A 26,412-nucleotide genomic window follows, 5' to 3' on the forward strand; every position below is an offset into this window, starting at 1 on the left:
TAGGATATGATATGTACTTAACGTGAAAGTATCCGTAGTTAAGGTAAAGGCATTTTTGACATGTGTATAAAAATTACACTGCGAATGTTAAAAATGGAATAGGGAGGAACTAGAAATGATTCAAAGTGCTTTAGAGTGGATTGTAACGACAGGGAATAACCTTTTATGGTCGTATATCCTAATCGGTTTGTTAATTGGTTTAGGTATTTATTTTACGATTCGAACGAAATTTGTACAGTTTCGCCTGTTTGGTGAAATGTTTAAACTTATAGTGGAAAAACCGGAAGTGAAGGGCGGGATATCCTCCTTTCAAGCGTTTACAATTAGTGCTGCATCACGGGTTGGAACAGGGAATATTACTGGGGTTGCCCTTGCAATTGGCATTGGAGGGCCAGGCGCGGTTTTCTGGATGTGGGTCATTGCGATAATCGGAATGGCGACTGCGTTTATCGAAAGTACGCTCGCGCAAGTGTATAAAGTGAAGGACGGCGATACATTCAGGGGAGGGCCTGCTTATTATATGCAAAAGGCTTTGGGTAATCGGAAGCTGGGTATCATATTCGCTATTTTGCTGACACTTTGCTTCGGTTTTATTTTTAATGCTGTACAGTCAAATACAATAAGTTTATCATTCAATAGTGTGTTTCATATTGAAAAATGGGTTATTGGATTAGTTCTTATTTTTATAACGGCTCTTGTTATTTTCGGAGGCGTTAAACGGATTGCCAATGTCACACAAGTTATCGTTCCGATTATGGCTATTTTCTATATTATTGTTGCTTTATATGTCGTTATTATGAATATAAATGAGGTTCCCGCAGTATTTAAACTAATCTTCACGAGCGCATTTGGAATGAACGAAGCGGTCGGTGGGGCAGTCGGGGCAGCGATTATGCAAGGAGTGCGACGTGGACTATTCTCCAATGAGGCAGGTATGGGGAGTGTACCGAATGCTGCTGCGGTTGCAAGTACATCGCATCCGGCAAAACAGGGTCTTGTTCAAAGTCTAGGTGTGTTTTTTGATACAATCATCATCTGTTCTGCAACGGCGTTCATTATTATTCTTGCCGATCTTTATAATACAGGTGAAGTGGATGGGATTCTCTTGACGCAGACATCCCTTGGTGTCCATGTAGGAGAGTGGGCACCTTATTTCTTGGCAATTGCCATTTTGTTTTTTGCTTTCAGTTCGATTATTGGAAACTATTATTATGGCGAGACGAATATTGAATTTATCAACGCGAATAAAATATGGTTAACTCTTTACCGTTTTGGTGTACTCGCGATGGTAATGTTTGGAACGCTTGCAAAAGTGGATCTTGTTTGGAACATGGCGGACCTCTTCATGGGGATGATGGCAGTCATTAATCTAATAGTTATCTTCCTTCTAGGAAAAGTGGCATTCAAAACACTAGATGATTATACAGAACAACGAAAAAGAGGACTCAATCCTATATTCAAGGCTAGTACGATTCCCGGGCTAAAAGGTGCAGAATGTTGGGAAGATGAAAAGATAAGCGACGGCAAATAAAAGATTACTTCAATTGTTAAGAAGGCAAGAAACCTATTTGAACTATAATTGGTTTCTTGCCTTCTTTCATTTCGTTTACTATTTAGAAGAGTGTGAAAAAAGGTAACTATTAAGGTATGATAGAGATAGTATGCACTTAAGAAAGGATGATTAAGATGAAAGCATTTATCCATGAATTAGGGCAGTTGAAAATAGGTGACATGAAAGAACCAGTTGCAGCAAGTGGTGAAGTCGTCGTTGTGATTCAGACGGCAGGTTTGAACCGTCGAGACTTATATATACCTGGACGTAGGGGGAATGAGGCACAAGCATTGACGCTAGGATCTGACGGTGCAGGAATTATTGAGTCAGTTGGTGAAGGAGTAACGGCGTTTGCAGTCGGGGATGAAGTAATGATTAATCCTTCGCTACGTTGGTTTGAAAACAGCGATGCCCCACCGGTAGAATTTGATATTTTAGGAATGCCTGATAATGGGACATTTGCTGAGAAGATTGCAATTTCGGCTGAACAAATTGAAAGGAAACCCGCTCACTTGTCATGGGAAGAGGCAGCGGTACTTTCGTTAGCCGGGTTAACAGGTTATCGTGCACTATTTACTAAAGGGGGATTGAAAGCCGGGGATACAGTTTTCATCCCAGGTGCCGGCAGTGGAGTAGCCACTTATCTTATTTCATTCGCTAAAAATGTTGGGGCGCGTGTAATTGTAACTTCCCGCAGTGAAGCTAAGCGAAAACAGGCGCTTGAACTTGGCGCGGACATCGCTCTTGATACGAATGGGGATTGGAACAAGGAGTTAGAAGGAGAGACAATCGACCTCGTTATCGAAAGTGTTGGCCGGGCGACGTTTAATCGTTCGCTTAGTTTATTGAAAAAAGGCGGGCGTATCGTCATTTTTGGAGCAACGACTGATGATACAGTCGACTTAGATTTGCGCGCGTTTTTCTACGGACAGTACCAACTTTTCGGTTCTACGTTAGGTAGTCGAGAAGAGTTACGTGACATGATTGCGCATGTCGAAAAATATGGAACACGTCCAATTGTCGATAAAGTCTTCAATTTAGACGAAGCGGCAGAGGCATTCGATTATATTGAAGAGAGTAAGCAATTTGGAAAAGTGGTACTGCAAGTAACGAAATGATGTAGTACTTCAGTTAATTTAATGTCGTATAAAATTCACTGAGATATCCCGCTATTTGGATATAGCCGGGGTATACTTAAAATAAAAAAGGTGGGACAGACATGACAAAAAAAGTATCGCCATTAACTGATTTACAAATAGCATCACAGGCCACGATGAAATCGATTTGGACTATAGCCAAAGAGGCAGGTATACCTGAAGAAGCGGTCGAACCATACGGCAGATTCAAAGCAAAAATTGATGTAACTAAGTTAGCCGAGAGTAGCAAGGATGGAAAAGTGGTTCTTGTCACAGCCATTAGCCCAACGCCGGCGGGGGAAGGGAAGTCGACTGTCACTGTAGGGCTTGCTGATGCCCTTTCAAAGCTCGGAGAAAAGACAATGATTGCTTTACGCGAACCATCCCTTGGACCTGTTATGGGGATGAAGGGTGGGGCTACAGGCGGTGGTTATGCTCAAGTGTTGCCAATGGAAGAAATTAATCTACATTTTAATGGTGATATTCATGCAATTACGACTGCGAATAATGCGCTTAGTGCACTTATAGATAATCATCTTCACCACGGAAATGTGCTTCGGATTGACCCGCGGAGAATTACTTGGAAACGCGTCTTGGATATGAATGATCGCGCATTACGCAACATAACAATTGGACTCGGCGGCCCTACACAAGGAGTTCCAAGAGAAGATGGTTTCGATATTACAGTCGCATCTGAAGTTATGGCGATTTTTTGTTTAGCGACAAGCCTGCAAGACTTGAAAGAAAGACTTGCACGTATCGTTATCGGTTATACGTATGATAAAGAGGCGGTAACGGTACGAGACCTTGGTGTCCAAGGGGCATTGGTACTTCTACTGAAAGAGGCATTCAAACCAAACCTTGTGCAGACAATTGAAGGGACTCCGGCACTTATACATGGTGGACCCTTTGCGAACATTGCGCACGGCTGTAACTCATTAATTGCAACAAATACGGCACGTAAACTTGCTGATATCGTCGTTACGGAAGCTGGATTCGGTGCCGATTTAGGTGCTGAGAAATTCATGAATATAAAAGCACGTCAAGGTGGATTCTCACCCGATGCAGTTGTCATTGTGGCAACAGTACGTGCACTTAAAATGCATGGTGGAGTTCCGAAAAACCAGCTTGCAGAGGAGAATGTACAGGCTGTCACGGATGGATTAGTCAACTTAGCTAAGCATATTGATACCATTCGTGCATTCGGTGTCCAACCGGTCGTTGCGTTGAACAAGTTCATCACGGATACTGGTGCAGAACTGGAAGTCATTTTTGAGTGGTGTGAGGAAAACGAAATAAGGGTAGCACTCACTGATGTCTGGGAACGCGGTGGAGATGGCGGCATTGCTTTGGCGCAGGAAGTTTTAAAGCTTCTAGATGAACCAAATAATTTCGCTCCACTCTATGATGTAGAACAGCCCGTAAGTGATAAAATTACAGCTATTGTTCAAAAAGTATATGGTGGATTGGGTGTTGTATTTACAGAACAAGCGTTAAAAGATCTCAAAAATATCGAGAACAATGGCTGGGGAATTTTGCCGATTTGTATGGCCAAAACCCAATATTCATTTTCAGATGATCCGAAAATACTTGGGCGCCCTGAAGGGTTTACTATTACTGTTAGAAAAATCATTCCGAAACTTGGAGCAGGATTTCTTGTCTGTCTGACGGGGGATATTATGACGATGCCAGGATTGCCGAAAACGCCTGCAGCACTTCAGATGGATATCGATTTACAAGGCAATGCAGTAGGTTTAATGTGATTTTTGAAATTGTGGATAGGTAATAAATTTAATGAGGTTGTCCAAATAATTGGGGACAACCTCATTGTTAATTAAGTAAGTCTCGAATCATGTTTCGCTTAGAAGCACACATATTTAAATCAGTTTATTTAGGTGGCAATTTAGTAAGCGAGTGTATACGTGGTATGATAATTAAATATAAACGATAAAAAACACTGAACAGTAATTCAGTGTTTGTATTTAAAACAACGAAATAATTTCCTCCCTTTTGAACTAAAGCACTGATTAGCATAATAAGAGGTGTAGCTATTATTAGAATATACCTATAGACTTCCAGCTAATTCTTTAATTACTTTTTTTGCTTCAGATGCAAATTCTACCGAGGCATCATAATAGTCTTGCCCATCTTTTAGGAGTGAAAAATCACCAATTTCAATTTTTAGTAAAGTACTACCGTTTAGGTCTTCTAACTTAAACAGATATGCCACATCACCTTCATTCGGTTTTACTTCCCAATTTGATGAGTATAAGGCAAGTTTTAATTCCTTCAATTCTTCTGCTTTTATAATTGTTGTAACAGTCTGGTCACCGTTAGGATGCTCCCAAACCACTTTACTTCCCTTACTCATATTTTCACTAGGATAATTTTCTGGAAGTTCATCCCACTGTGCAATATATTTTGGGTTAATGAGTACCTCCCATACTTTTGAAGGAGTAGCCTCTATATGAACTTCATCTTTTACAATTAGTATATTGGTCATTATATCTACCTCCTGAAATGTTGGATCTAAGTCAATATTTTCATTGAGAAAAACTGTCGTTAGTTCAATAATAAATAATTCCAATATTCTATTATACCAACAATACTTAGAAATTAAAATTTTCCATCACTTTAGAGTATCCCGTCCGTTTATAAATTGGGAGGATTTTTATTATTACGCCCAAAAGCGAACTTTCGTTGTTCTATATAAATCAAAAAAGCACTGCGAATTGCAGTGCTAATTTATGCTCTAATACAATGTGGTTTTGGCTACGAAATTTAATGTTATTTGCTTGTTTGCACCTCCGAAGAGAAACCGTGAAGCATTTCTGCTTCTACTTACTTTATTTTAAAGTGCTTTATCGTCAATCGAATCGAGCCATGATTCGATTGTTCCGATAACAGACTCAACACAGCCGTCTTCGAAAGGTGATATTAAATTGGCTTCGGCGACTAGTTTTGTAAATGATTTTGAACCACCGAGTGTGCAAAGATGTAAATAATCTTTCCATGCCGCATCACGGTCCTCGAATGAGCGTTTCCAAAATTGGAACGCACATATTTGTGCAAGGGTGTAATCGATATAATAGAATGGGCTTTCATAAATGTGACCCTGACGCTGCCAAACAGCACCCGATTCCAAGTATTCAATGCCATCGTAATCACGCATAGGTAGATAGATATTCTCGATCTTTTTCCATGCAGCTTTTCGTTCTGCAGCTGTCATTTCAGGGTTTTCATAGATGACATGCTGGAATTCATCGACTGCGACACCGTATGGTAAAAAGAGCAATGCACTGCTAAGGTGTGCGAATTTATATTTATCCGTTTGTTCTTTGAAGAAGAGTTCCATCCAAGGCCATGTGAAGAACTCCATACTCATTGAGTGAATTTCTGCACCTTCAGATGTAGGCCACATATATTCTGATATACCAATATTCTGGCTAGAGAACACTTGGAATGCGTGCCCGGCTTCATGCGTTAACACATCGATATCTCCAGAAGTTCCATTGAAATTAGAGAAGATGAAAGGCGAATCGTAATTATCGATGAATGTACAATAGCCGCCCGCTTCTTTCCCTGTCTTCGCTTCGACGTCTAGTAAGTTCTTGTCCGTCATGAATTTGAAAAATGCATCAGTTTCAGGTGAAAGTTCAGCATACATCTTTTTACCGTTTTCAATGATCCAGTCAGGAGATCCCTGGGGTGTTGCATTGCCTGTAAGGAAGTCTAAGGACTGATCGTAAAACTTCAATTCGTCAACGCCTATACGTTCAGCTTGGCGCGCATAAAGGCGGCTTGCGAGCGGAACGATATGGTCGCGTACTTGATCACGGAATTTCTTCACCATATTTGCATCATAGTCGATACGGTCCATTCTTAGGTAACCAAGCTCCACAAAGTTTTTGTAACCAAGTGTCGTCGCGATTTCATGACGGAGCTTAACAAGTTGATCATAAATTACGTCGAACTTTTCACCGTTGTCAGCATAGAATTTGTAGGAAGCTTCCATAGCTGACTTACGAACGGAGCGGTCCGTAGATTCTGCATAGGGTCCCATTTGAGCAAGTGTAAGTGTTTTACCATCGAATTCGATTTGTGAAGATGCGACCAGTTTCGAGTAATCGGAAGTTAGTTTGTTTTCTTTTTGTAACAAGCCAACAATTTCTGGAGAAAACGATTTTATGGCATTATCAGCTAAAGCGAATAGTTGAGTGCCCCATTTTTCTTCGAGTTGTGCTCTGAAAGGAGTGGAAACCAGTTCTTTGTAGTAAGCGGTTTCAAGTTCTTGGTACTCAGGTCCGATTTCGTCGAAATAATCGCGTTCTTTCTGATAGAACTCATCGTTTGTATCGATGGATGCGCGGATATAGACAAGGTTGGCCATTGTTGAGTAGTCTTTACCAATCGTGTTGATCTTCTCAATGACTTCATTTTGCTGGTCATAAGAACTTGCGGAACGGAATTCCTGTAGCAACTCGTCAAAGTCTTGTTTTACTTCTGCCATATTGAGCTTTGAGTATTGATAGTCTTCAAATTTAATCAAAATGATTCCCCCTGCTAGTTTACTAGTGAATTACTTCACTCTTTATATTGTTCACGAAGTTCCGGAATATTGCAAAAGAAATTTACGATTTTCATGTATTTTGTCAAATTAGCTTGTTAAAGAAGTATCATGACTAAAGCATAGTAATAGAAGAAGTATGAAAATAGTCGTCTACATTGGCACGTCTGTTTATTAACCGTTTTCTTTCATAAAGAGCAGGTAAGAAAGGCTTGAAAAACTCTATTTTCACTGGATCATTTCCGGTCCGCTTTCGGTGAGCTATTCATGACAACTTTACTGAGGGGCAAGTGTGGCTAGAAATGACTTCGTCATTCCTAGCCACACCCTTTGGGGAGGAATTGCAGTTCATTCCTCCTAAGTAATCCTGTTACGAATAGTTGCCTGTCGCGTTCCTACAACGTTCAAATGAAAAATACAGCTTCTTTAGAAAAAAAGAATAGATGACTCTTTATAAAGGTTGTAAGTGCCCGAAGATACAATTTCGGGCACTCTAGTACTTTCTACAATGTGTTCCTTGCTTACTTTTAGTAAAGAGTATGCATCTTATCATGAAATGGACTATAAGAAAGTGACTCTTTCTTAACTAAAAAAGACAAGACTATGGAGAAGGCTTCAGTCGCCAAAATTGTATCTTTGGCGACTATTATCCAGATAAGAAGCCCGCTATTCTTTCGTCCCGAAAATCTTTAGTACTTTGTGTACGAATGTATTTGGATAGCGACGGATGAATAAGCACCATGCGATTACCGAAAAAATGTGAAGAAATGCGACGAAGTCGCATTTCTTCACATCAAGACACCTCGTTAATCGTATAGAGGTCGTTCAATCCAAGCAATCCAAAAGTAATTGTACAAGAAGTGCCTAGTGTTGGATTCAGTCATTTACTGGTTGCTTTTGGTAAATCAACACATGTGATAGATTGGATATTTAAGAGGTATATGGAGGGAACAATAAAATGCAAAATGGAACTGAACAATTGATGGATACGGATGTGGAATTTGGATTAAGTGAAGAGGAAGTGAATAAAAGGCTGGATGAATACGGGGCGAATAAACTTACGGGTAGTAAAAGCCGTACGCTGATACAACGGATTTTTGCACAAATCAATAATGTGTTAATTTATGTATTAATCGTTGCTGCTGTTATTTCCGGAATACTTGGGGAAGTGGCAGACTCAATTATTATTGGATTGGTCGTTATCATCAATGCAGTTGTGGGGGTCGTTCAGGAATCGAAAGCGGAGGAAGCGCTTCAAGCGTTGAAAAATATGGCAGTACCTAAAGCACTTGTAAGGAGGGATGGTGTCAAGCAAGAGATACCGTCGGAAGAAGTCGTTCCAGGTGATATCATTCTCCTTGATGCAGGCAGGTATGTTCCGTGTGATATCAGACTAATTGAATCAGTAAATTTGAAAATTGAAGAGGCGGCACTGACAGGTGAATCTGTGCCTGTTGAAAAGGATGCACATTTTAGTGGAGATCCCTCAATGCCAATCGGAGATCGAAAAGACATGGCCTTTATGTCGACATTGACTACATATGGGCGTGCAACTGGAATTGCTATTGCAACAGGCATGAAGACTGAAATAGGGAAAGTGGCTACCATGCTTGACCAGGAAGTGGACGACGAGACGCCTCTTCAGAAAAGCCTTGCCCAATTAGGTAAATATCTTGGCATTGCTGCTGTTGCCATCTGTGTCATCATATTTACGATTGGCATACTTCAAGGGCGTGGCTATTTGGAAATGTTTATGTTAGCGGTCAGTCTTGCAGTTGCAGCAATACCTGAGGGGATGCCTGCGATCGTTTCAATCGTCCTTGCAATCGGCGTTCAAAGGATGATTAAGCAAAACGTTATCATCCGAAAACTCCCTGCTGTGGAAGCGCTAGGCTCTGTGGATGTTATCTGCTCTGATAAAACCGGGACGTTGACTCAAAATAGGATGACGGTTACAACGTTTTTTGCAGATGGGACTTTAAATGAGTTAAGTAAAGCTAATCTGAAAAACCCGGTACAAAAATTGTTGTTTGAGAATATCGCATTGTGTAATGATGCGACGTATTCTAAAACAGGAGAAACAGGAGATCCAACAGAGATTGCGCTTGTCGTAGCGGCGACAGAATCCGGACTGGAAAAAGAACTGTTGGATAATAACTATCCTAGAATCACGGAGTTACCATTCGATTCAAATCGGAAACGAATGACTACGGTACATCGATCTGCAGATGCAATTTATTCACATACAAAAGGTGCTATTGACGGCATCCTACAGAAGTGTACACATATTGAAGTAGCTGATGGGTCAAGGATACTTGATGAAGCCGACCGGCAATCAATTCTGGAAGCGGCCATGACGATGTCTTCTAAAGCGTTACGTGTATTAGGCTCCGCCTATAAGATTGTAGAAGAAGCCAAAGCCATGGAACTAGACCAAGCTGAAGAAGGATTGACATTCCTAGGCCTTGTCGGAATGATTGACCCGCCGCGTGAAGAAGTGAAAGACGCGATTAAAGTGACGAAAGAAGCTGGGATTCGAACAGTCATGATTACTGGTGATCATCAGGACACGGCATTTGCAATAGCGAAAGAACTAGGAATTGCGACTCAGAAATCTGAAGTAATTGAAGGGAAAACAATTGATTCGATAACGGGGGATCAATTGATAGAAAAAACCGGAGAGATTAATGTCTATGCCCGTGTTTCGCCAGAACATAAAGTGAAGATTGTACAAGCACTTAAAGCAAAAGGTCATACAGTGTCGATGACAGGGGATGGAGTCAACGATGCACCATCATTAAAAGCGGCAGATATTGGCGTAGCGATGGGGATTACGGGAACTGATGTTGCAAAAGGTGCAGCAGACATGATTTTGACAGATGATAATTTTTCGTCAATCGTGAAAGCTGTCGAAGAGGGACGTGTGATTTACCGTAATATTAAGAAGTCCGTCATATTTCTATTGTCATGTAATCTTGGTGAAATTATAGCGCTTTTTGCCGCGATTTTACTAGGATGGCCGTTACTATTGCGTCCGATTCATATTTTATGGATAAATCTTGTGACAGATACATTTCCAGCGCTATCACTCGGCGTGGATCCTGAAGAGCCTGGAGTAATGAAAGAAAAACCACGACACCGGCATGAGAGTATATTCAGAGGATCTATTCCATTTTTGATTTTAAACGGAATTTTGATTGGGGCGATTACGCTCGTCGCTTTCATGGTTGGAGTATACATGTCAGGTGAGCATGAAGGTAGTTTCCTAGCCCTGTTTTCATCTGGAATTCCAGAAAGTGCACTAGTTCACGGACAGACAATGGCTTTCATCGCACTAAGTTTCTCCCAACTTGTTCACTCCCTTAACTTCAGGTCGATGGATAAGTCTGTATTTACCGCAGGGATTTTCAAAAACAAATTCTTAATTTACTCAATTTTTCTTGGAATCATTTTGCAAGTGGTTATCGTGTCAGTTGGTCCAATCGCAAAAGTCTTTAGTGTGCATTCACTAGGGCCTATGGAATGGCTAGTTATTGCCGCTTTAAGTCTGCTGCCTCTCTTGATAAACGAAATGATTAAATTCATTAAAAAATAAGGTATGTGCCAAAGTTAACCCTTTTGGTGTTGAATGATGTATTATGGAGTGTAGTGGCTTTGTAGCCGGGGAATCTAAAATTGTAAGTGAGAGGTTGGTACTACTATGGAAATTACTGAGTATATCATCAAAAAAATTAACGATCCTACTGGGATCATTGCTGGAGAACGTTATGAATACCGATTGTACATTAATCTTGATGAAGAAGACGAGCTTTATTCTGAAGGTGGAACTGGCCTTCGAGTAATCTTTGCAATTGACGAGGATGAAGGTCGAATTGCTTCATATCACTTCTTTGAGCGTTCAAGTGAGAAAGTTCTTGATTTCGAATTGGAAGATGACGAGAAAGAAACTGTTCTTGCATATTGCAGAGCGCATCGCGAATAGGAAGAAATAAAAGGCCTGTACACATTTGATGTGTACAGGCCTTTTATTGCGTACCTTTAATTCGAAAATCAGATTATGTGTATTTTATTGTATTTTGTTAGATAATGTGTAGAGTGGATAGAGAAGAAGAAAACTTTTATCCGAGACTAATCTAATTGGAGTGTTTAACTATGAATAACGAAATCGTTGATATTACAATTATCGGGGGAGGACCGACAGGACTCTTCGCTTCTTTCTATGCTGGAATGCGTGAAATGTCGGTAAAAATCATCGATAGCTTGCCACAACTTGGCGGTCAGCTGATCGAACTGTATCCTGATAAAGATATATATGATGTGGGCGGATTCCCTAAAATTCTTGCGAAAGATTTCGTAGCGAATCTAGTAACGCAAGCTCATTATTCGAAACCAGAAATCCTTCTCGGTGAAACGGCTATGTCAGCAACGCGTGATGGAGATCATTTCATTCTTAAAACAGATAAAGGCGTTCATTTGACACGTACCATTCTTTTGACTGCTGGAATCGGTGCATTCCAACCACGTAAGATTGGTCTTCCTGAAGAAGTACTTTTTGAAGGAAATACACTTCATTACAGCATTAAGGATCTAACGATTTTTAAAGATAAAAATGTACTCGTTTGTGGCGGTGGGGACTCCGCGGTTGACTGGTCACTTATGTTGGAGGATATCGCTTCAACTGTGACACTGGTTCACCGTCGTGAACGCTTTACAGCACATGAGACGAGCGTTAATCAACTGATGGAATCGAAAGTTGATGTGAAAACTTCCCGTGCTGTGAAAGTGATTGAAGGGGAAGATGGCAAGGTTAGTAGCATCGTCTTAGCAGAAAAAGACGGAACTGAGGAACGTCTTGACGTCGATCATTTAATTGTTAACTACGGTAATATATCTTCTCTTGGGCCCTTGAAAGATTGGGGTCTAGAAATGGATCGTAACTCGATTATGGTTAACACGCGTATGGAGACAAACATCGAAGGTATCTATGCAGCTGGAGATGTTACAAATTATGAAGGCAAGGTGAAGCTAATTGCTGTCGGACTTGGCGAAGCGCCGATTGCGGTGAATCATGCGAAAGCTTATGTCGATCCAAAAGCAAGATTGCAACCACTTCATAGTACAAGTATCTTTAGTTAAATATAGTTTATGGTAAATTGAAAAACCGCCTTGCGCGGTTTTTTTTTGCGTGGAATTCGGGAAAATATTTATCAGTAGTGATTTGCTTGAAACTACCTTGCGATATAGAACGTAATAGTAGTAGTACATGAAGAGGGGATGCTAACAGTGAAAAATGGTCGTGATAGTGGTTTAATTTACTGGAAGTTGAATTATAGAAAAAAGTTTATCATATATGTTGAATTAAAGAATCCCGCTAAATTTACTATGGCGATCAATAAGGAGAGAGTATTAATTCGGGGTGTGGATTATAGAACGCTTAGCGCTTTGGGGATGCCTCTCGCCGTAAGCCTAGATTAGCGCTTCGCATCCAGTCTTACGGCTTCGGCGACCCCTTTGCCGCGCCTGCGCTAGGTTGTTCATTATCGAGAGAAATATCATTTTGAGATGTATAGGGCGAGATTGTAAGGTGATTACTATTTGATACTATAAAAATTGAAATAAAGAATTCCATTGAACCGCTACGGCGCTAGGGGATGCCTCTCACCATAAGTCAGATGAGGTATTCTTTAATCTATCTGGAATAACCTCTTGGCATTAACTGTATAATTTCTGCAAAGAACGCAGAAATTATACAAACCGAACTCTTCGTTGTTCAGTTGGCTACCCCTGTTAAGGCGCCTTGGCTCAGTATATATACCGGATTCAACATATATAATTATATTCAAGAAATCCGCACTCTAGGTTTCGGATTTCATCACAGCTAATGAAATGTGCTTTCTCACATAGACCATCCAGCGAAGGTGCGTCTTCGTGGTAGCCGGAGCGATAAGACTGAAAGCGGTCTCCTTTCTGGCTTATCGCGGGAGGCATCCACAAAGCGTCGAAGTGGTATTCGTAGGATTTCTATTTCATTCAAAGTACTAGATTTTTTCAGTGGCCTCCCAAAAGTCCTTGTAAAGCGCATACGCCGTATTCATTTGTTCAACATATATAGAACTTTATGATATATTCCAATTTGTATTATCGCAATCATAGTACTGCTAATTTCAGAAATACCTGAACTAGAGAAAAAGATTTGGATTACGGCATTATTAATTACTTTACCTGTTCAATTGCTCTACACTTATTTGAAATGGAGAAATGAAATTCAAAAGTAAAAATAATTTAGTGGTGCGCCATTTTGGTCAATCATTTCAAGTGGATGGACTAGCTGTTAAGTGGTTTTTCACTAATGAGGGCTTTAGTAGAATGAGCAACAGAAAACCCACCTTGGCCAAGGTGGGTTTTCTGTTGCTCTAAAATAATACTCTGCATGGTTTGTAGCTCATAATGGGTTTTAGTTCAGCTTATATACAGCTGTAGTGTATACGTTAATCTCTGAAACATACTGCTTTTAAAACTATAAAAAGAAAGTGATAGCCAGGATGAGTAGCAATGGACCAAATAGGATGATGTATCCAATCGGGTTGGCGAAGTTGATGGTCCAACCGACACCGAATCTTTTCTCAACAAAAATGGAGGAATCGTCTTTATTCACATAAAAGATCCCAGCTTTCCAATACTTATCGTCATCGACGTCAGTAATACCGGCAATAGAATCATCTTCAATGTCAACATTGATCCGTGAGCCACTCTGACCGACTTTGAAAGCATAGATAGCTGTCGTTATAAGGACGATTAGTGAGAAACCCAACGGTAATGCAAGCATAAGTACTGCACTACCAAGTCCTTCATGGATTGTCGTAAGCTGTAGGAATCCCAAAAGAACAGTCATGAGTACGCTTATCATAAATAATAACCAACTCGTGTATTTACGGAACGATAATTGTTGAATTTGAGATGTTTTTCGTTTTGCGGCATTCAATTTAATGCCGGATTTTTTTGTGAATGCATTGATCCCAAGCATCATCCCTTGCATAACCAACAGAATGAGTAGAAGGGCAATTACGGAGAAAGGTGTTTTCGGGCTAAAGGCATCTGCTTGGCCACTTGGTCCCCAATGTGTTGGAATCATACTAGGCATACTACTGTATTGGGTTGCAGTATAGGCAATTAGGCCAATAGTTATAATCATTGGTAAAGCATAAAGAAATGAAGGAAGCATTTCGTCTTTTGTTCGGATAGCTAAATCAGCGATTCGGACCTGTTTCAAATGTAAGCCCCATTCATTGAGTTGTTTAAGACGTGTTGTTTTTGCATGAAAGTAAAAATAGAGCCCCATACTCAAAAAGATGATACCGAACTGAATCGCTAATCCGGTTAAGATAATTTTTTCTTCCGTTAGGCTACTGGTGTTGGCCAAGGTAAAATAAGCAATCAGTGAAATGAGACCGGTAATGAAAATAGTTGCGGCATATATTTTCTTGAAAGAAGCAATTGTAGGGTCGTCTGTATGTCCTTCTGGAATCGTTACGCCGAACGCAATTGTCCGTCTCGATAAAAATGGGGTGGCGGATAGCAGTACAAAGAGAAAACCGATTATGACTAAAAATAGTGTAAGTTCCATTCCTTTACTCCTCCTTAATAGATAAAATGATAGATGAAATTAATTTATTAATAGCTTCAGGTTTCATCCCGAGCACGATTGCTTCTGCGATGATTGGTTTTATTTCTGTGGAAATTCTTTCAAGATGATCCCCACGAATGTCATCTTGTGAAAGAGGATTGACGATAGCTCCTGACTTTGGAACAATCCGAATGATTTCTTTTCTTTCAAGTTCATGGTAAGCCTTATTGACGGTATGCATATTCATGCCAAGGTCTGCTGCTAATGATCGAACGGATGGTAGCGCATCCCCGCCTACCAGTATTCCGCGAGCAATCGCTTCGATTAGTTGGGAGGCTAATTGTGCGTAAATTGGTATATCCGATTCCGGTTCGATTTGGATGAACATTTGATTACCTCCTAACTGTTCTAATTCTATTATAACAAAAGTGTTCTATTGTGTATAGAGCAAAAGTTAGTTATTCATACACTTTACTAATATAGATTATCATGTTCATTAATTAACCACTTTCTTGCATAAGATACTGGAAAGGTAGGCGAAAAAGTCTTCATTTAGACTAGTACGTTTCCTGCTCGCTCTCGGCTAAAATAATCACGACAGGTTTTGGAAGGAATTGCGGTTCATTCCTCCTAGGTCATCTTGTTGCGATTGGTTATTCACTCGTTCCAAAAAGCTTTATCTTTAGCACTTCGTGTACTTTTACCTTTGAGGAGCGACAGATGAACGGCCACCATACAATTAACGAAAAAGCTGCGAAGGAGTGCGACAAAGTCGCATCCCTACGCAGCAAGAAATCCCGATAATTGTATAGTAGTCGTTCAGTCCAAAGCAATCCGAAAGCACCTGTACATAGGGCACCTAGTCTTTTGTCACAAAAGCAGTCAGTCATTTGCCGTTTAATTTTGGTTAATTAACACATGTGATAGATTAGTAAACTAAAACCCCTGAACATCCAGTCCAGGGGAGTAAAGTGACTATTTATTGTAGCTCTGAAAATTTGACGAATGTATAGCCTTCACTCTGCAAGTAAGCTAGAACTGCATCGAGACCATCCGCTGTCGATTGGTGAATATCGTGCATAAGAATAATGCTGCCATCTTTTGTCGCACCTTTTACATGTGCAAGAAGTTTGTCTGGATCACGGTGTTTCCAGTCAAGCGTATCTACATCCCATAGAACAACAGGTAAGTTTGTTTGGCTACGAACAGTTTTGTTAACTGCACCATAAGGGGGCCTGAATGCAGTTACTTTCTGACCGGTGACATTTTCAATAATGGATGACGTCTCGTTGATTTCACTGCGCACCTTTTCGACGTTTGCCTTTGTCAAATCGGGGTGGTTCCAGGTATGATTCCCAAGCTCGTGACCTGCTTCTTGGACTTTTTTTGCGATTTCCGGATAGTATTCAACCCGACTACCAAGCATGAAAAATGTTGCTTTTGCATCGTATTTATTTAACGTCTCAAGAATTTGAATGGTCACTTTAGGATCGGGCCCATCATCGAATGTAAGGGCAATTTGTTTAATGCCATCATCGACTTCTTCAGTGGATCCTTCCGTTTCATCTTCAGAAGTATCACTATCGTTGTTGCCTTGATTTGTAGAGGATTCTGTATCGTTAGGAGGCGTAGCTGGATTTTCCTCCTTCACCGGATCTTTGGTAATCGTATTCTCATCAGTATCTTCAACTACTAATTGGAACTTTTCGGAAAGTAAGCTGTTTATATCACTCACTGGAATTACGATAATCGGTGGACCGGCTGCTCCCGCTGCTAGTTCGTATTCATCGAAATAAAGAATAAGAGATTCATCCGTGATTGCGAAATTATCGAAGTTTGCCCAGATTGGTTCAGTCTGGAGATGCACTTCTTCCGGGAAAACGTGATCTGCAAGTAAAGGATCGTTGTAAATTGCTTCGCGTGCTAAAGTAGAAAGTTGTTCGAGATTTTTTGGATCACGTCCAAAGAGGTCCGCAATTGTAAACGTTTCTCCTGTTTCAGGATTCAAATGGAATGATCGAATATCGGTTGTACCGTTTGCCCCGCCGGTTGAACTACTGTTAACAAGAACAAACGAATAGTTTCCTGAATAATGGGAAAGGGTTTCAAAAGAAATGTTGAGTTCACCTGTGAATTTACTACCGTTTTTTTTGTTTTCTGCCATTGTAGTTAAATAGTTTTGTTTAGCTGTTGTTATGTATTTGGAAATAGCTTCATTGAATGGACTATGTAAACTTTGCGGATATTGAATGGCAAATGGAATATATGTATCATTAGAAGTTTCCGTAATAATTTTAATACCTGGATAATGGGAGTCAATCGTATCGATTACGACCGAAGTTGAAGCCTTGTTCTTTTCAGGAAGCGAAGAAGCCTCGTTCTTAGTAGTTTGTGAAATTAAATAGATGGCCGATACGGTTAATGCGATGATAGCTATTGAAAATGTAATGTCAATCCAGGATGAACGACGTTTTCGGTGCATATTTTTCATGTTGTAGGCTCCCTTACTGTTTATAAAAAGTTAGACGGATGAGTCTCGTTAATAGTTTCAAAAAGTTATATATATGTCGAAATCTATCATTAAACATACTTTTATAGTATACATGAAAAAAAGAAATGTACCAAGTATTGACATAAAATTCGGGAAAACTAATTAACCTTAGTTAATAGAAGGGTAATTTGGGTATATATAGACTCGGAATAATTCTTGACCAACGTAGCTAAAGAAGCTTGCTACGTCCAGACTTCAGCGCCTAGAGGCTCGGGTCATAAGTCGGTCCTGCTGTGCGGTAAAAAATCGGCTTCGCCAGCTCGTCTTATGCCTGCCACCTCTGAACAGGCGCTTGCGCTTTTGTCTATTTGTGATATAATATCAGCGTCCCGGATCTTGCAAATACGGGTTTGCTTTTGTATATTTACAATTATTTGTGAATAATCCGAGCCGGTTGTTGCTATAACATGCAATTATAAAAACAAGGTGGTTGGAAAAAATGGAAAAAAACGCATACCAGGTTCTTCTCTATTACAAATATGTAACGATTGAAGATCCTGAAACGTTAGCTGTTGAACATTTGGCGGCATGTAATGAAATTGGTTTAAAAGGTCGTATTATTTTAGGTACTGAAGGAATTAACGGTACATGTTCGGGAACCGTTGAACAGACGGAAGCGTACATGAACATGATGAAAAGCGATGATCGTTTCAAAGATATCGTTTACAAAATCGACGAAGCAGATGGACATACATTCAAAAAAATGCATGTGCGCGCTCGTGAAGAAATCGTTAACTTGAGCTTACCTGATGATATTAACCCAAATGAATTAACGGGTAATTACTTAAGTCCTGAAGAGTTCTTCAAGCAGATGCAAGATGAAGATACAGTTGTCATTGATGCACGTAATGATTACGAGTTTGATCTTGGACATTTCCGTGGAGCAGTTCGTCCAGAAATTGAAAACTTCCGCGACCTGCCTGAGTGGATTCGCGACAACAAAGAACAGTTCGAAGGGAAGAAAATCCTGACGTATTGCACTGGTGGAATACGTTGTGAAAAATTCTCCGGTTGGCTTGTACGTGAAGGTTTTGAAGATGTTGGTCAATTGCACGGAGGAATCGTCACGTACGGAAAAGATCCTGTTGCCAAAGGTCAGCTTTGGGACGGACAATGTTACGTATTTGACGAGCGAATTGCGGTTCCAATCAATCAAGTGGAGCATGTAATCGTCGGCCGTGATCATTTTGATGATACGCCGTGTGAACGCTACGTGAACTGTGCAAATCCGATATGTAACGCAAAAATCATTTGTTCTGAAGAAAATGAGCACTTGTATATGCGCAGTTGTACGGACGAATGTCGTACACACCCGCGGAACCGTTACTTCGTTGAGCATAACTTGACAGTAGAACAATATGACGAGCGTCTCGAAGCAATTGAACGTCGTAAAAATGAAATGCAAGCTATTTAAATGAAAAACGCCTAAACAGATTCCTCTGTTTAGGCGTTTTTTGTTGGAAGTATAGAAAATATTTCGTCAGATTTTTATCGTAAATAATGGTGGCGAAAAGAAAAGTAATAAGCGATCAAACCGGCAATCGGGATGGAAGAAGCAATCAATAAAGACAACATAAGCCGGAATTCCCCCTCGAAGATCAGGGCCAAAGCCATTGCCGCTAGGGCGATAGGAGTGAAAAGAAGTATGGCTGAAAGCGCATCTTTTACCGCTCTTCCAGTTATTACTGCTTCCCGCTCATCATTCGAATAAAATTCAGGCAAAATCATTTCCTTCATAATAAACCGACCGTCAGGACTGTTCTTTCTATGCTTATACTGCTGAAAACAAATGAGCCCTAATACAATCCAAAAGGAGAGCGTGAAATAAGGACTTAGACTATTGTGTGATGTATATATGTTGAATTAAAGAATCCCATTGAATCTGCTGTGCTTCTCGATAATGAGAGAGTTGTAATTCGGTGTGTGTATTGTAGAACACTTGGCGCTTCGGGGATGCCTCTCACCGTAAGCCTGGATTAGCGCTTTGCATCCAGTCTTACGGCTTCGGCGACCCCATTGCCGCGCCTGCGCTAGGGTGTTCATTATCGAGAGAAATGTGATTTTGATATATATACTGAGACTATAATGTGATTACTTTTTGCTACTAATTCTATTCAAGAAAGACACACTACAGGTTGCAGATTTCATCGCAGATAGCGAAATGCGATTTCTCACATAGACCTTCTAGTGAAGGCGCGACTTCGTGGTAGCCGGAGCGATAAGACTGAAAGGGGTCTTCTTTCTGGCTTATCGCGGGAGGCATCCACAAAGCGTCGAAGCGGTATTAGTGGGAATCCTAATTCATTCCAAGTACAAGGGCTTTTTCAGTGGCCTACCATAATCCCTTGTGAAGCGCATACGCCGTATTCATTTGTTCAACATATATAGTTGAATCATAATAAAAGGTGCCCGATACATGAAGACTAAATGTAATAATTGTCAAATTCTAAGAGATAAGGTTAGGTTAAGCTTCTCATCTGAAATCCGCACACATTCATTACTTATGTTGCAGTACTTTAAATGAAATTAAATACGTCAGCAATCCAACGATAGGAATGGAGACTGTTGTAAAGAGCGGATACCAAATATAATCAACAAAATAATTTGGAATGAACATATAAGATCCAACAATAAAAAATGAGTAAACTAAAATAAAGACGAATGCATTACTGACTGCTTTATGTGTAATTTGAACAGCTCGTTCGTCTGAAACATCGTATTCTACGGCTAAGAATGCATTCAAAATAGAGTGTTTGTTTTTACGGACGAGAATAAATTGTATGGTATTTATGATGACAAATAAAATGACAATAATTATAAAAATAAACCCTGGCCATCGAGTGATAAAGACTTCAAACCCATCAATAAAGCCTCGGTCCATTTGAATATATAGCTGCTCCACCCTTAAATAATCAAAAACCATTACCGCTAGAGATAGCAGTAGCATAATCCTTAAAAACACTGTAATGTACATACTCATTTATTTTTCTCCTCTTTCGAAAAAATTCTCTCAATCGGCATTTCAAACACTTCTGCGATATTCATAGCTAATAGTAGGGAAGGGGTGTAGCTACCCTTTTCGAGCGAGACGATTGTCTGTCTTGTTACCCCAACCTTGTCGGCGAGATCACCTTGTGTCAAATTGAAACGCGCTCTTAATTCCTTCACGCGGTTTGTAAGCAAATGGATTCCTCCTTGCTGAATGTTAAGTTGATTGTATAGTATGATATTCCTTTTGTAAAGTTAACTATACAAAAAGGATGCTTTGCTTTACATGTAGTAGGCTTAAATTGTCACTTACCCTCTTACTTATAGGCACGTCAAAGTGTTATACTAAGAACAGTCAATTGATATTGGAGGAACTATAGTTATGCAGTGGAGAAATTTATATCGTGGATTCTTTATGGGGATTAGCGATCTTATTCCTGGTGTGAGCGGAGGAAGAATTGCGTTCATTTTGGGTATTTATGATGAATTACTAGCATCGATTAGCGGGTTTTTCAGCCGTAATTGGAAAAAACACATCGGATTTTTATTGCCGTTAGGTATTGGAATCGGAATCACACTTCTATTGTTCAGTAAGGTAATCGAATACTTACTTAAAAATCAGCCTGCGCCTACTCAGTATTTCTTTATGGGTCTTGTCGTCGGCGTACTACCTTTCATTACAAAGCAAGCGGGTGTGAAAAGAAATTTTACATGGCAACATTTCATAGTCATTCTATTAGTTGGAGGAGCACTCGCTTCACTGGCATTCATTAAACCACAAGATACAGCAGTCATTACATCCCTGACTGCCTCCAATGCGATTGGACTCTTTTTCGCTGGATGGGCGGGAAGTATCGCCATGTTATTGCCGGGTATTAGCGGTTCATTCATTTTGCTGGTTTTGGGCGTTTACTCGACGGTAATTGGTGCATTATCGAACTTTAATTTATCAATTATCGCTGTTATCGGTGCAGGAATCATTGTGGGGTTCATCGTCAGCAACAAAGCAATCAGTTATTTGCTGAAGCATTTTAAGTACATCATGTTTGCTGTGATTATCGGACTTATTGTAGGTTCGTTATTCGTCATCTATCCCGGGATTCCTGAAAGTGGAACACCGTTTGTCATGAGTGTCATTGCGTTCTTTACAGGTCTCGTCGTCGCGAATATGTTCAGTTCACAGAGCAAAACATCAATCGTCAATAAGTAGTGAAAAGTGCCACATCTGAAACGGATTGAACCGTTTCTGGATGTGGCACTTTTCATATTGACCGTCATTATAACTTCCCTCCTCGCATACTATGGATAAAACATGCCCTGACTGGAGGGAAATTGATGGATATATTAAACAAAGTAAGAAATTTCCGAGAAGAAGAAAACAGACTTAAGTGGGAAGGCACGTTTGCTGAGTACCTAGCCATAGTGAAGGACAGAAAAGAAGTCGCACAAACAGCACATTCACGTGTTTATAATATGATTAAAAGCTCTGGATTAGTGGAGAAAGATGGTAACAGGCTCTATCAATTTTTTGGAGAAGAGATTTTTGGACTTGAAGAGTCAATTGAAAGGCTTGTGGAAGAATACTTTCATCCCGCAGCTAAAAGACTAGAGGTTCGTAAACGGATTTTGTTGTTGATGGGACCAGTGAGTGGTGGTAAATCTACAATCGTGACTTTATTGAAACGCGGACTTGAGAACTATTCCAAAACAGACGAGGGTGCGGTTTACGCCATCAAAGGCTGTCCAATGCATGAAGATCCGCTACATTTAATCCCGCAACATTTACGCAAAGATTTTTTAGAGGGGTATGGTATTCGTATTGAAGGAAGCCTGTCGCCGTTAAATTCTATGCGACTTGAACAAGAATACGATGGTGAAATTGAAAATGTACTGGTAGAACGAATCTTTTTCTCGGAAGACAAACGTGTCGGTATTGGAACATTTACACCTTCCGATCCAAAATCACAGGATATTGCGGATTTAACGGGAAGTATCGACTTTTCTACAATTGCCGAATTTGGTTCCGAATCGGATCCGCGTGCTTATCGCTTTGACGGTGAATTGAATAAAGCAAACAGAGGCATGATGGAATTTCAGGAAATGCTGAAGCTGGATGAGAAGTTTCTATGGCATTTATTATCGCTGACCCAGGAAGGTAACTTTAAGGCGGGCAGGTTCGCGTTGATTAGCGCAGATGAACTAATTGTTGCGCATACCAATGAAACAGAGTACCGATCTTTTATTGCCAATAAAAAAAATGAGGCTCTTCACTCAAGAATTATTGTAATGCCGATTCCTTATAATCTAAAAGTTAGCCAAGAAGAGTGTATTTACGAAAAAATGATTAAAGAAAGTGATATGACGCATGTTCATATTGCTCCACATGCATTTAAGGTAGCTGCGATATTTTCAGTGTTGACACGTCTGGAAGATTCTAAGAAACAAGGAATCGATGTTGTAAAGAAAATGCGTCTTTACGACGGGGAAAGTGTTGAAGGATTTAATCAAATGGATGTAGAGGAATTGAAGAAGGAGTTTCCGAATGAAGGAATGAACGGCATTGATCCACGTTATGTCATCAACCGAATTTCATCGGCTATCATTCGAAAAGAAGTTTCTTCAATTAATGCACTAGATGTCTTACGTTCTTTGAAAGATGGGCTAGACCAGCATGCTTCCATTTCGCAAGCAGACCGTGAAAAGTATATGAACTATATTGCAATCGCAAGAAAAGAATTTGATGAAATTGCAAAGAAAGAAGTCCAAAAAGCATTCGTTTATTCATATGAAGAGTCCGCGGTATCGATGATGGATAACTACCTCGATAATGTTGAAGCCTATTGCAATAAAAACAAATTGCGAGATTTTTTAACAGGAGAAGAAATGAATCCGGACGAAAAATTGATGCGTTCCATTGAAGAACAAATTGGTATTTCGGAAAATGCTAAAAAAGCTTTTCGAGAGGAAATTCTCATTCGACTTTCCGCTTATGCAAGGAAAGGAAAGCGTTTTGACTATAATTCCCATGAGCGTTTGCGAGAAGCCATTCAAAAGAAACTGTTTTCAGATTTAAAAGATGTTGTCAAAATTACGACTTCATCCAAAACTCCAGACGAATCGCATCTTAAAAAGGTGAATGAAGTCATCGCACGACTTATCGATGAGTATGGTTATAATTCAATTTCGGCAAATGAATTGTTGCGCTATGTTGGAAGTCTACTAAATCGATAAATGCTGGAAGATAAAGGAGCAAGACTGATGAAGCATTGGTCTTGTTTTTTTCTAAAAATCACAAGCATACATTGGCTAAAAGATGGGTGTGGATGAAGATGAGTGAAAAAGACAATGAACATTTTGCTATCTCACAAGAAAACTGGTCTCTTCACCGAAAGGGCCATCAAGATCAGCAACGTCACTTAGATAAAGTGAAAGAAGCTATTCAAAATAACTTGCCTGATTTAATCAGTGAGGAAAGTATTATTTTGTCAAAAGGTAAGGACGTTATTAAAATCCCCATACGTTCGCTAGATGAATATAAAATTCGTTACAATCATGACAAATCAAAGCATGTAGGGCAAGGAAATGGAGATAGCCAAGTAGGTGATGTGGTTGCGAAAGATGGATCGCAGGGGAAAAGTGGGCCAGGGACAGGGAAACAAGCCGGGGATCAAGCGGGGGAAGACTATTATGAAGCAGAAGTCTCGATTGCTGAATTAGAGGATGCCTTGTTTAAAGAAATGGAATTACCGGATTTGGAACAAAAAGAGCAGGCCGAAAACACGGCTGAAAAAATTGAGTTTAATGATATCCGAAAAAAAGGACTTATCGGAAATATTGATAAAAAACGCACGATTTTAACTGCTATTAAAAGGAATGCCATCAAAGGGAAAGCTGAAATCGCACCCTTTCACAATGATGATTTACGTTTTAAAACATGGGATGATGTGAAAAAACCTGAATCTAAAGCAGTAGTTCTTGCCATGATGGATACGAGTGCATCAATGGGCAATTTCGAAAAAATGATGGCGAGAAGTTTTTTCTTTTGGATGGCTAATTTTTTGCGCACGAAATATGAAACAGTTGAATTTGAATTTATTGCGCATCATACAGAAGCAAAAGTGGTAACTGAAGAGGACTTTTTCTCGAAAGGGGAAAGTGGGGGTACTATTTGTTCATCCGCGTATATAAAAGCACTTGAATTGATTGAAAATAAATACAATCCTGTACGCTATAATATCTATCCATTTCACTTTTCCGATGGAGAAAACATGTCATCTGATAATGAAAAATGTATAAAGCTTGTTCAAGAAATTATGGCTGTTTCCAATATGTTTGGTTACGGTGAGGTAAATGCCTATAATCGTTTTTCAACAATGATGTCCTCATTTAAAAAAATCGATGACCCGAAATTCCGTCATTATATATTGAAAGAAAAACGAGATGTTTACTTTGCGCTTAAAAGCTTCTTCCATAAAAACTTGGAGGGATTCGATTGACGGAAATAAAAGCGCTTCACCGTGCGATTGATGAAATCACAGAGATCGCAACTGGATTTGGTCTCGACTATTATCCCATGCGGTATGAAATTTGCCCTGCCGATATAATTTACACATTTGGAGCTTATGGGATGCCAACCCGTTTTACTCATTGGAGTTTTGGAAAGCAATTTCATAAAATGAAGTTGCAATATGATCTTGGTTTGAGTCAAATCTATGAGTTAGTCATTAATTCAAATCCTTGTTATGCGTTTTTGCTGGATACGAACAGCCTTATTCAAAACAAACTTATTGTTGCCCATGTTCTTGCCCATTGTGATTTTTTCAAAAATAATGTTCGATTCTCTAACACAAGAAAAGACATGGTAGAGAGTATGACTGCAACGGCTGAGCGCATTGCGAATTATGAAATGATCCATGGTAAAGATGAGGTAGAACGTTTTTTAGATGCTGTATTAGCCATTCAGGAACATATTGATCCTTCTATACTAAGGCCTCAACGGCCAGCTGATGATTTGGATGAGGAAAGTGTTGAAGAAGAAATTATACGGAAAACGCCTTATGATGATTTATGGAATTTGGATAGAAAAGCGGCAGAGAAGAAAGTAACAACACCAAAGGGAAAGAAAGTACCTCAAAATCAGGAAAAAGATCTTTTGCTATTCATTTTGGAGTATAGTCGTGAACTGGAAGAATGGCAACGTGATATATTAACGATGATGCGAGAGGAAATGCTCTACTTTTGGCCACAGCTTGAAACGAAAATTATGAATGAGGGCTGGGCATCTTTTTGGCATCAACGTATTTTGAGGGAAATGGATTTAACCTCAGATGAAACAATCGAATTTGCTACATTGAATGCGAATGTTATCCAGCCTTCGAAAACCTCGATTAATCCCTATTATCTAGGATTGAAAATTTACGAGGATATTGAAAAGAGATACAATAATCCGACGGAGAAATTGAGAAGGTTAGGGGTCCAGCCTAACACGGGTATAGAAAAAATCTTTGAAGTGAGAGAAATTGAATCGGATATATCCTTTATCCGCAACTATGTCACCAAAGAGTTAGTTCAACAGGAAGATTTATATCTCTTTGAAAAAAAGGGCGGCAACTATCAAATTACTACTAAAGATTATGAAAATGTAAGAAATCAACTAGTATCCATGCGTGTAAACGGTGGTTTTCCATATATCGTAGTTGAAAATGGGGATTACTTGCGCAACGGAGAACTGTATTTGGTGCATAAATACGAGGGGACAGAGCTGGATCTTAAGTATTTAGAAAGTGTGCTTCCTTATATTTATCAATTATGGGGACGGATTGTACATCTAGAAACGTATGTAGAGAATTTGCAAGTCGTCTATTCATATGATCGGAACAAGGTATATCGACGGTATGTTTAAGTGATAACCAGTAGTTAGAAGTAGTATTATCCCGCGATCGGATTTTCGATTGTGGGGTTTTTTCTCGTCTAAATTCCAACGGGGTAAAGGTT

19 protein-coding genes are annotated in these 26,412 nt (G+C 39.8%); 11 read left to right on the forward strand and 8 right to left on the reverse strand.

Annotated elements, in window-relative coordinates:
- Nucleotides 1-115 precede the first annotated feature (115 nt).
- The 3 genes from ACGLYD_RS04820 (at nucleotide 116) to ACGLYD_RS04830 (ending at nucleotide 4,451) form a co-directional block, all read left to right on the forward strand.
- The gene (locus ACGLYD_RS04820; RefSeq protein WP_399631644.1) at nucleotides 116-1,531 is read left to right on the forward strand and encodes an alanine/glycine:cation symporter family protein; all 1,416 of its coding nucleotides are present in this window, start codon (nucleotides 116-118) and stop codon (nucleotides 1,529-1,531) included.
- Between the two features lie 155 nt (nucleotides 1,532-1,686).
- Entirely contained in the window at nucleotides 1,687-2,670 is a 984-nt protein-coding gene (locus tag ACGLYD_RS04825; protein WP_399631645.1) for a zinc-binding dehydrogenase, read from the forward strand.
- A 101-nt stretch (nucleotides 2,671-2,771) separates the two neighbouring features.
- The gene (locus ACGLYD_RS04830) at nucleotides 2,772-4,451 is read left to right on the forward strand and encodes a formate--tetrahydrofolate ligase (RefSeq protein ID WP_187047318.1); all 1,680 of its coding nucleotides are present in this window, start codon (nucleotides 2,772-2,774) and stop codon (nucleotides 4,449-4,451) included.
- Nucleotides 4,452-4,753: 302 nt separating this feature from the next.
- Here the strand turns inward: ACGLYD_RS04830 and ACGLYD_RS04835 are convergent, their stop codons facing one another.
- Together ACGLYD_RS04835 and ACGLYD_RS04840 are read right to left on the reverse strand one after the other, a co-directional pair.
- Nucleotides 4,754-5,191, reverse strand: coding sequence for an SRPBCC domain-containing protein (locus ACGLYD_RS04835; protein ID WP_067207723.1), 438 nt, complete (start codon nucleotides 5,189-5,191; stop codon nucleotides 4,754-4,756).
- Nucleotides 5,192-5,539: 348 nt separating this feature from the next.
- Nucleotides 5,540-7,198, reverse strand: a complete 1,659-nt coding sequence (locus ACGLYD_RS04840) for a M3 family oligoendopeptidase (protein ID WP_399633108.1) — start codon at nucleotides 7,196-7,198, stop codon at nucleotides 5,540-5,542.
- Nucleotides 7,199-8,213: 1,015 nt separating this feature from the next.
- On the opposite strand from ACGLYD_RS04840, the gene ACGLYD_RS04845 reads away from it, so the two are divergent.
- The 3 genes from ACGLYD_RS04845 to ACGLYD_RS04855 all read left to right on the forward strand — a co-directional run bounded on the left by ACGLYD_RS04845 (nucleotide 8,214) and on the right by ACGLYD_RS04855 (nucleotide 12,391).
- Nucleotides 8,214-10,850: a cation-translocating P-type ATPase gene (locus ACGLYD_RS04845; protein ID WP_399631649.1), complete on the forward strand. Its 2,637-nt coding sequence runs from the start codon at nucleotides 8,214-8,216 to the stop codon at nucleotides 10,848-10,850.
- A gap of 105 nt (nucleotides 10,851-10,955) precedes the next feature.
- Complete coding sequence (locus ACGLYD_RS04850; RefSeq protein WP_067207728.1) at nucleotides 10,956-11,237, forward strand: DUF6509 family protein; 282 nt, start codon at nucleotides 10,956-10,958, stop codon at nucleotides 11,235-11,237.
- A 170-nt stretch (nucleotides 11,238-11,407) separates the two neighbouring features.
- Nucleotides 11,408-12,391 carry an NAD(P)/FAD-dependent oxidoreductase gene (locus ACGLYD_RS04855; protein ID WP_338652888.1) on the forward strand — a complete coding sequence of 328 codons (984 nt, stop codon included), beginning with the start codon at nucleotides 11,408-11,410 and terminating at the stop codon, nucleotides 12,389-12,391.
- Nucleotides 12,392-13,772: 1,381 nt separating this feature from the next.
- Here ACGLYD_RS04855 and ACGLYD_RS04860 read toward each other — a convergent pair.
- The 3 genes from ACGLYD_RS04860 to ACGLYD_RS04870 all read right to left on the reverse strand — a co-directional run bounded on the left by ACGLYD_RS04860 (nucleotide 13,773) and on the right by ACGLYD_RS04870 (nucleotide 17,370).
- Entirely contained in the window at nucleotides 13,773-14,879 is a 1,107-nt protein-coding gene (locus tag ACGLYD_RS04860; protein ID WP_399631653.1) for a DUF1648 domain-containing protein, read from the reverse strand.
- Between the two features lie 4 nt (nucleotides 14,880-14,883).
- Nucleotides 14,884-15,267, reverse strand: a complete 384-nt coding sequence (locus tag ACGLYD_RS04865; RefSeq protein WP_067207742.1) for a GntR family transcriptional regulator — start codon at nucleotides 15,265-15,267, stop codon at nucleotides 14,884-14,886.
- Nucleotides 15,268-15,858: 591 nt separating this feature from the next.
- The gene (locus tag ACGLYD_RS04870; RefSeq protein ID WP_354314364.1) at nucleotides 15,859-17,370 is read right to left on the reverse strand and encodes a polysaccharide deacetylase family protein; all 1,512 of its coding nucleotides are present in this window, start codon (nucleotides 17,368-17,370) and stop codon (nucleotides 15,859-15,861) included.
- Nucleotides 17,371-17,869: 499 nt separating this feature from the next.
- Between ACGLYD_RS04870 and ACGLYD_RS04875 the strand changes: the two genes are divergently transcribed.
- Entirely contained in the window at nucleotides 17,870-18,844 is a 975-nt protein-coding gene (locus ACGLYD_RS04875) for a rhodanese-related sulfurtransferase (protein ID WP_187047323.1), read from the forward strand.
- A gap of 74 nt (nucleotides 18,845-18,918) precedes the next feature.
- On the opposite strand, the gene ACGLYD_RS04880 is transcribed toward ACGLYD_RS04875, so the two are convergent.
- The 3 genes from ACGLYD_RS04880 to ACGLYD_RS04890 form a co-directional block, all read right to left on the reverse strand.
- Nucleotides 18,919-19,167, reverse strand: a complete 249-nt coding sequence (locus ACGLYD_RS04880) for a hypothetical protein (RefSeq protein ID WP_342537916.1) — start codon at nucleotides 19,165-19,167, stop codon at nucleotides 18,919-18,921.
- Nucleotides 19,168-19,927: 760 nt separating this feature from the next.
- Entirely contained in the window at nucleotides 19,928-20,410 is a 483-nt protein-coding gene (locus tag ACGLYD_RS04885) for a hypothetical protein (RefSeq protein ID WP_338652880.1), read from the reverse strand.
- Nucleotides 20,407-20,613, reverse strand: a complete 207-nt coding sequence (locus tag ACGLYD_RS04890; RefSeq protein ID WP_370569981.1) for a helix-turn-helix transcriptional regulator — start codon at nucleotides 20,611-20,613, stop codon at nucleotides 20,407-20,409. Before ACGLYD_RS04890 ends, ACGLYD_RS04885 begins: the two co-directional genes overlap by 4 nt.
- 187 nt (nucleotides 20,614-20,800) lie before the next feature.
- Here ACGLYD_RS04890 and ACGLYD_RS04895 point away from each other — a divergent pair, with 187 nt between their 5' ends.
- The 4 genes from ACGLYD_RS04895 to ACGLYD_RS04910 all read left to right on the forward strand — a co-directional run bounded on the left by ACGLYD_RS04895 (nucleotide 20,801) and on the right by ACGLYD_RS04910 (nucleotide 26,320).
- Nucleotides 20,801-21,628 carry an undecaprenyl phosphate translocase family protein gene (locus ACGLYD_RS04895; protein WP_342537918.1) on the forward strand — a complete coding sequence of 276 codons (828 nt, stop codon included), beginning with the start codon at nucleotides 20,801-20,803 and terminating at the stop codon, nucleotides 21,626-21,628.
- Nucleotides 21,629-21,753: 125 nt separating this feature from the next.
- Nucleotides 21,754-23,649: a PrkA family serine protein kinase gene (locus ACGLYD_RS04900; RefSeq protein WP_067207760.1), complete on the forward strand. Its 1,896-nt coding sequence runs from the start codon at nucleotides 21,754-21,756 to the stop codon at nucleotides 23,647-23,649.
- A 98-nt stretch (nucleotides 23,650-23,747) separates the two neighbouring features.
- The gene (gene yhbH, locus ACGLYD_RS04905; RefSeq protein ID WP_340741823.1) at nucleotides 23,748-24,914 is read left to right on the forward strand and encodes a sporulation protein YhbH; all 1,167 of its coding nucleotides are present in this window, start codon (nucleotides 23,748-23,750) and stop codon (nucleotides 24,912-24,914) included.
- Nucleotides 24,911-26,320 (forward strand): SpoVR family protein, encoded by a 1,410-nt coding sequence (locus tag ACGLYD_RS04910; RefSeq protein WP_067207763.1) that lies wholly within the window; start codon nucleotides 24,911-24,913, stop codon nucleotides 26,318-26,320. The genes yhbH and ACGLYD_RS04910 overlap by 4 nt, the downstream gene beginning before the upstream one ends.
- Nucleotides 26,321-26,412 lie beyond the last annotated feature (92 nt).

This window comes from Sporosarcina sp. SG10008, from assembly GCF_044569405.1.
GTDB classification, from domain to species: domain Bacteria; phylum Bacillota; class Bacilli; order Bacillales_A; family Planococcaceae; genus Sporosarcina; species Sporosarcina psychrophila.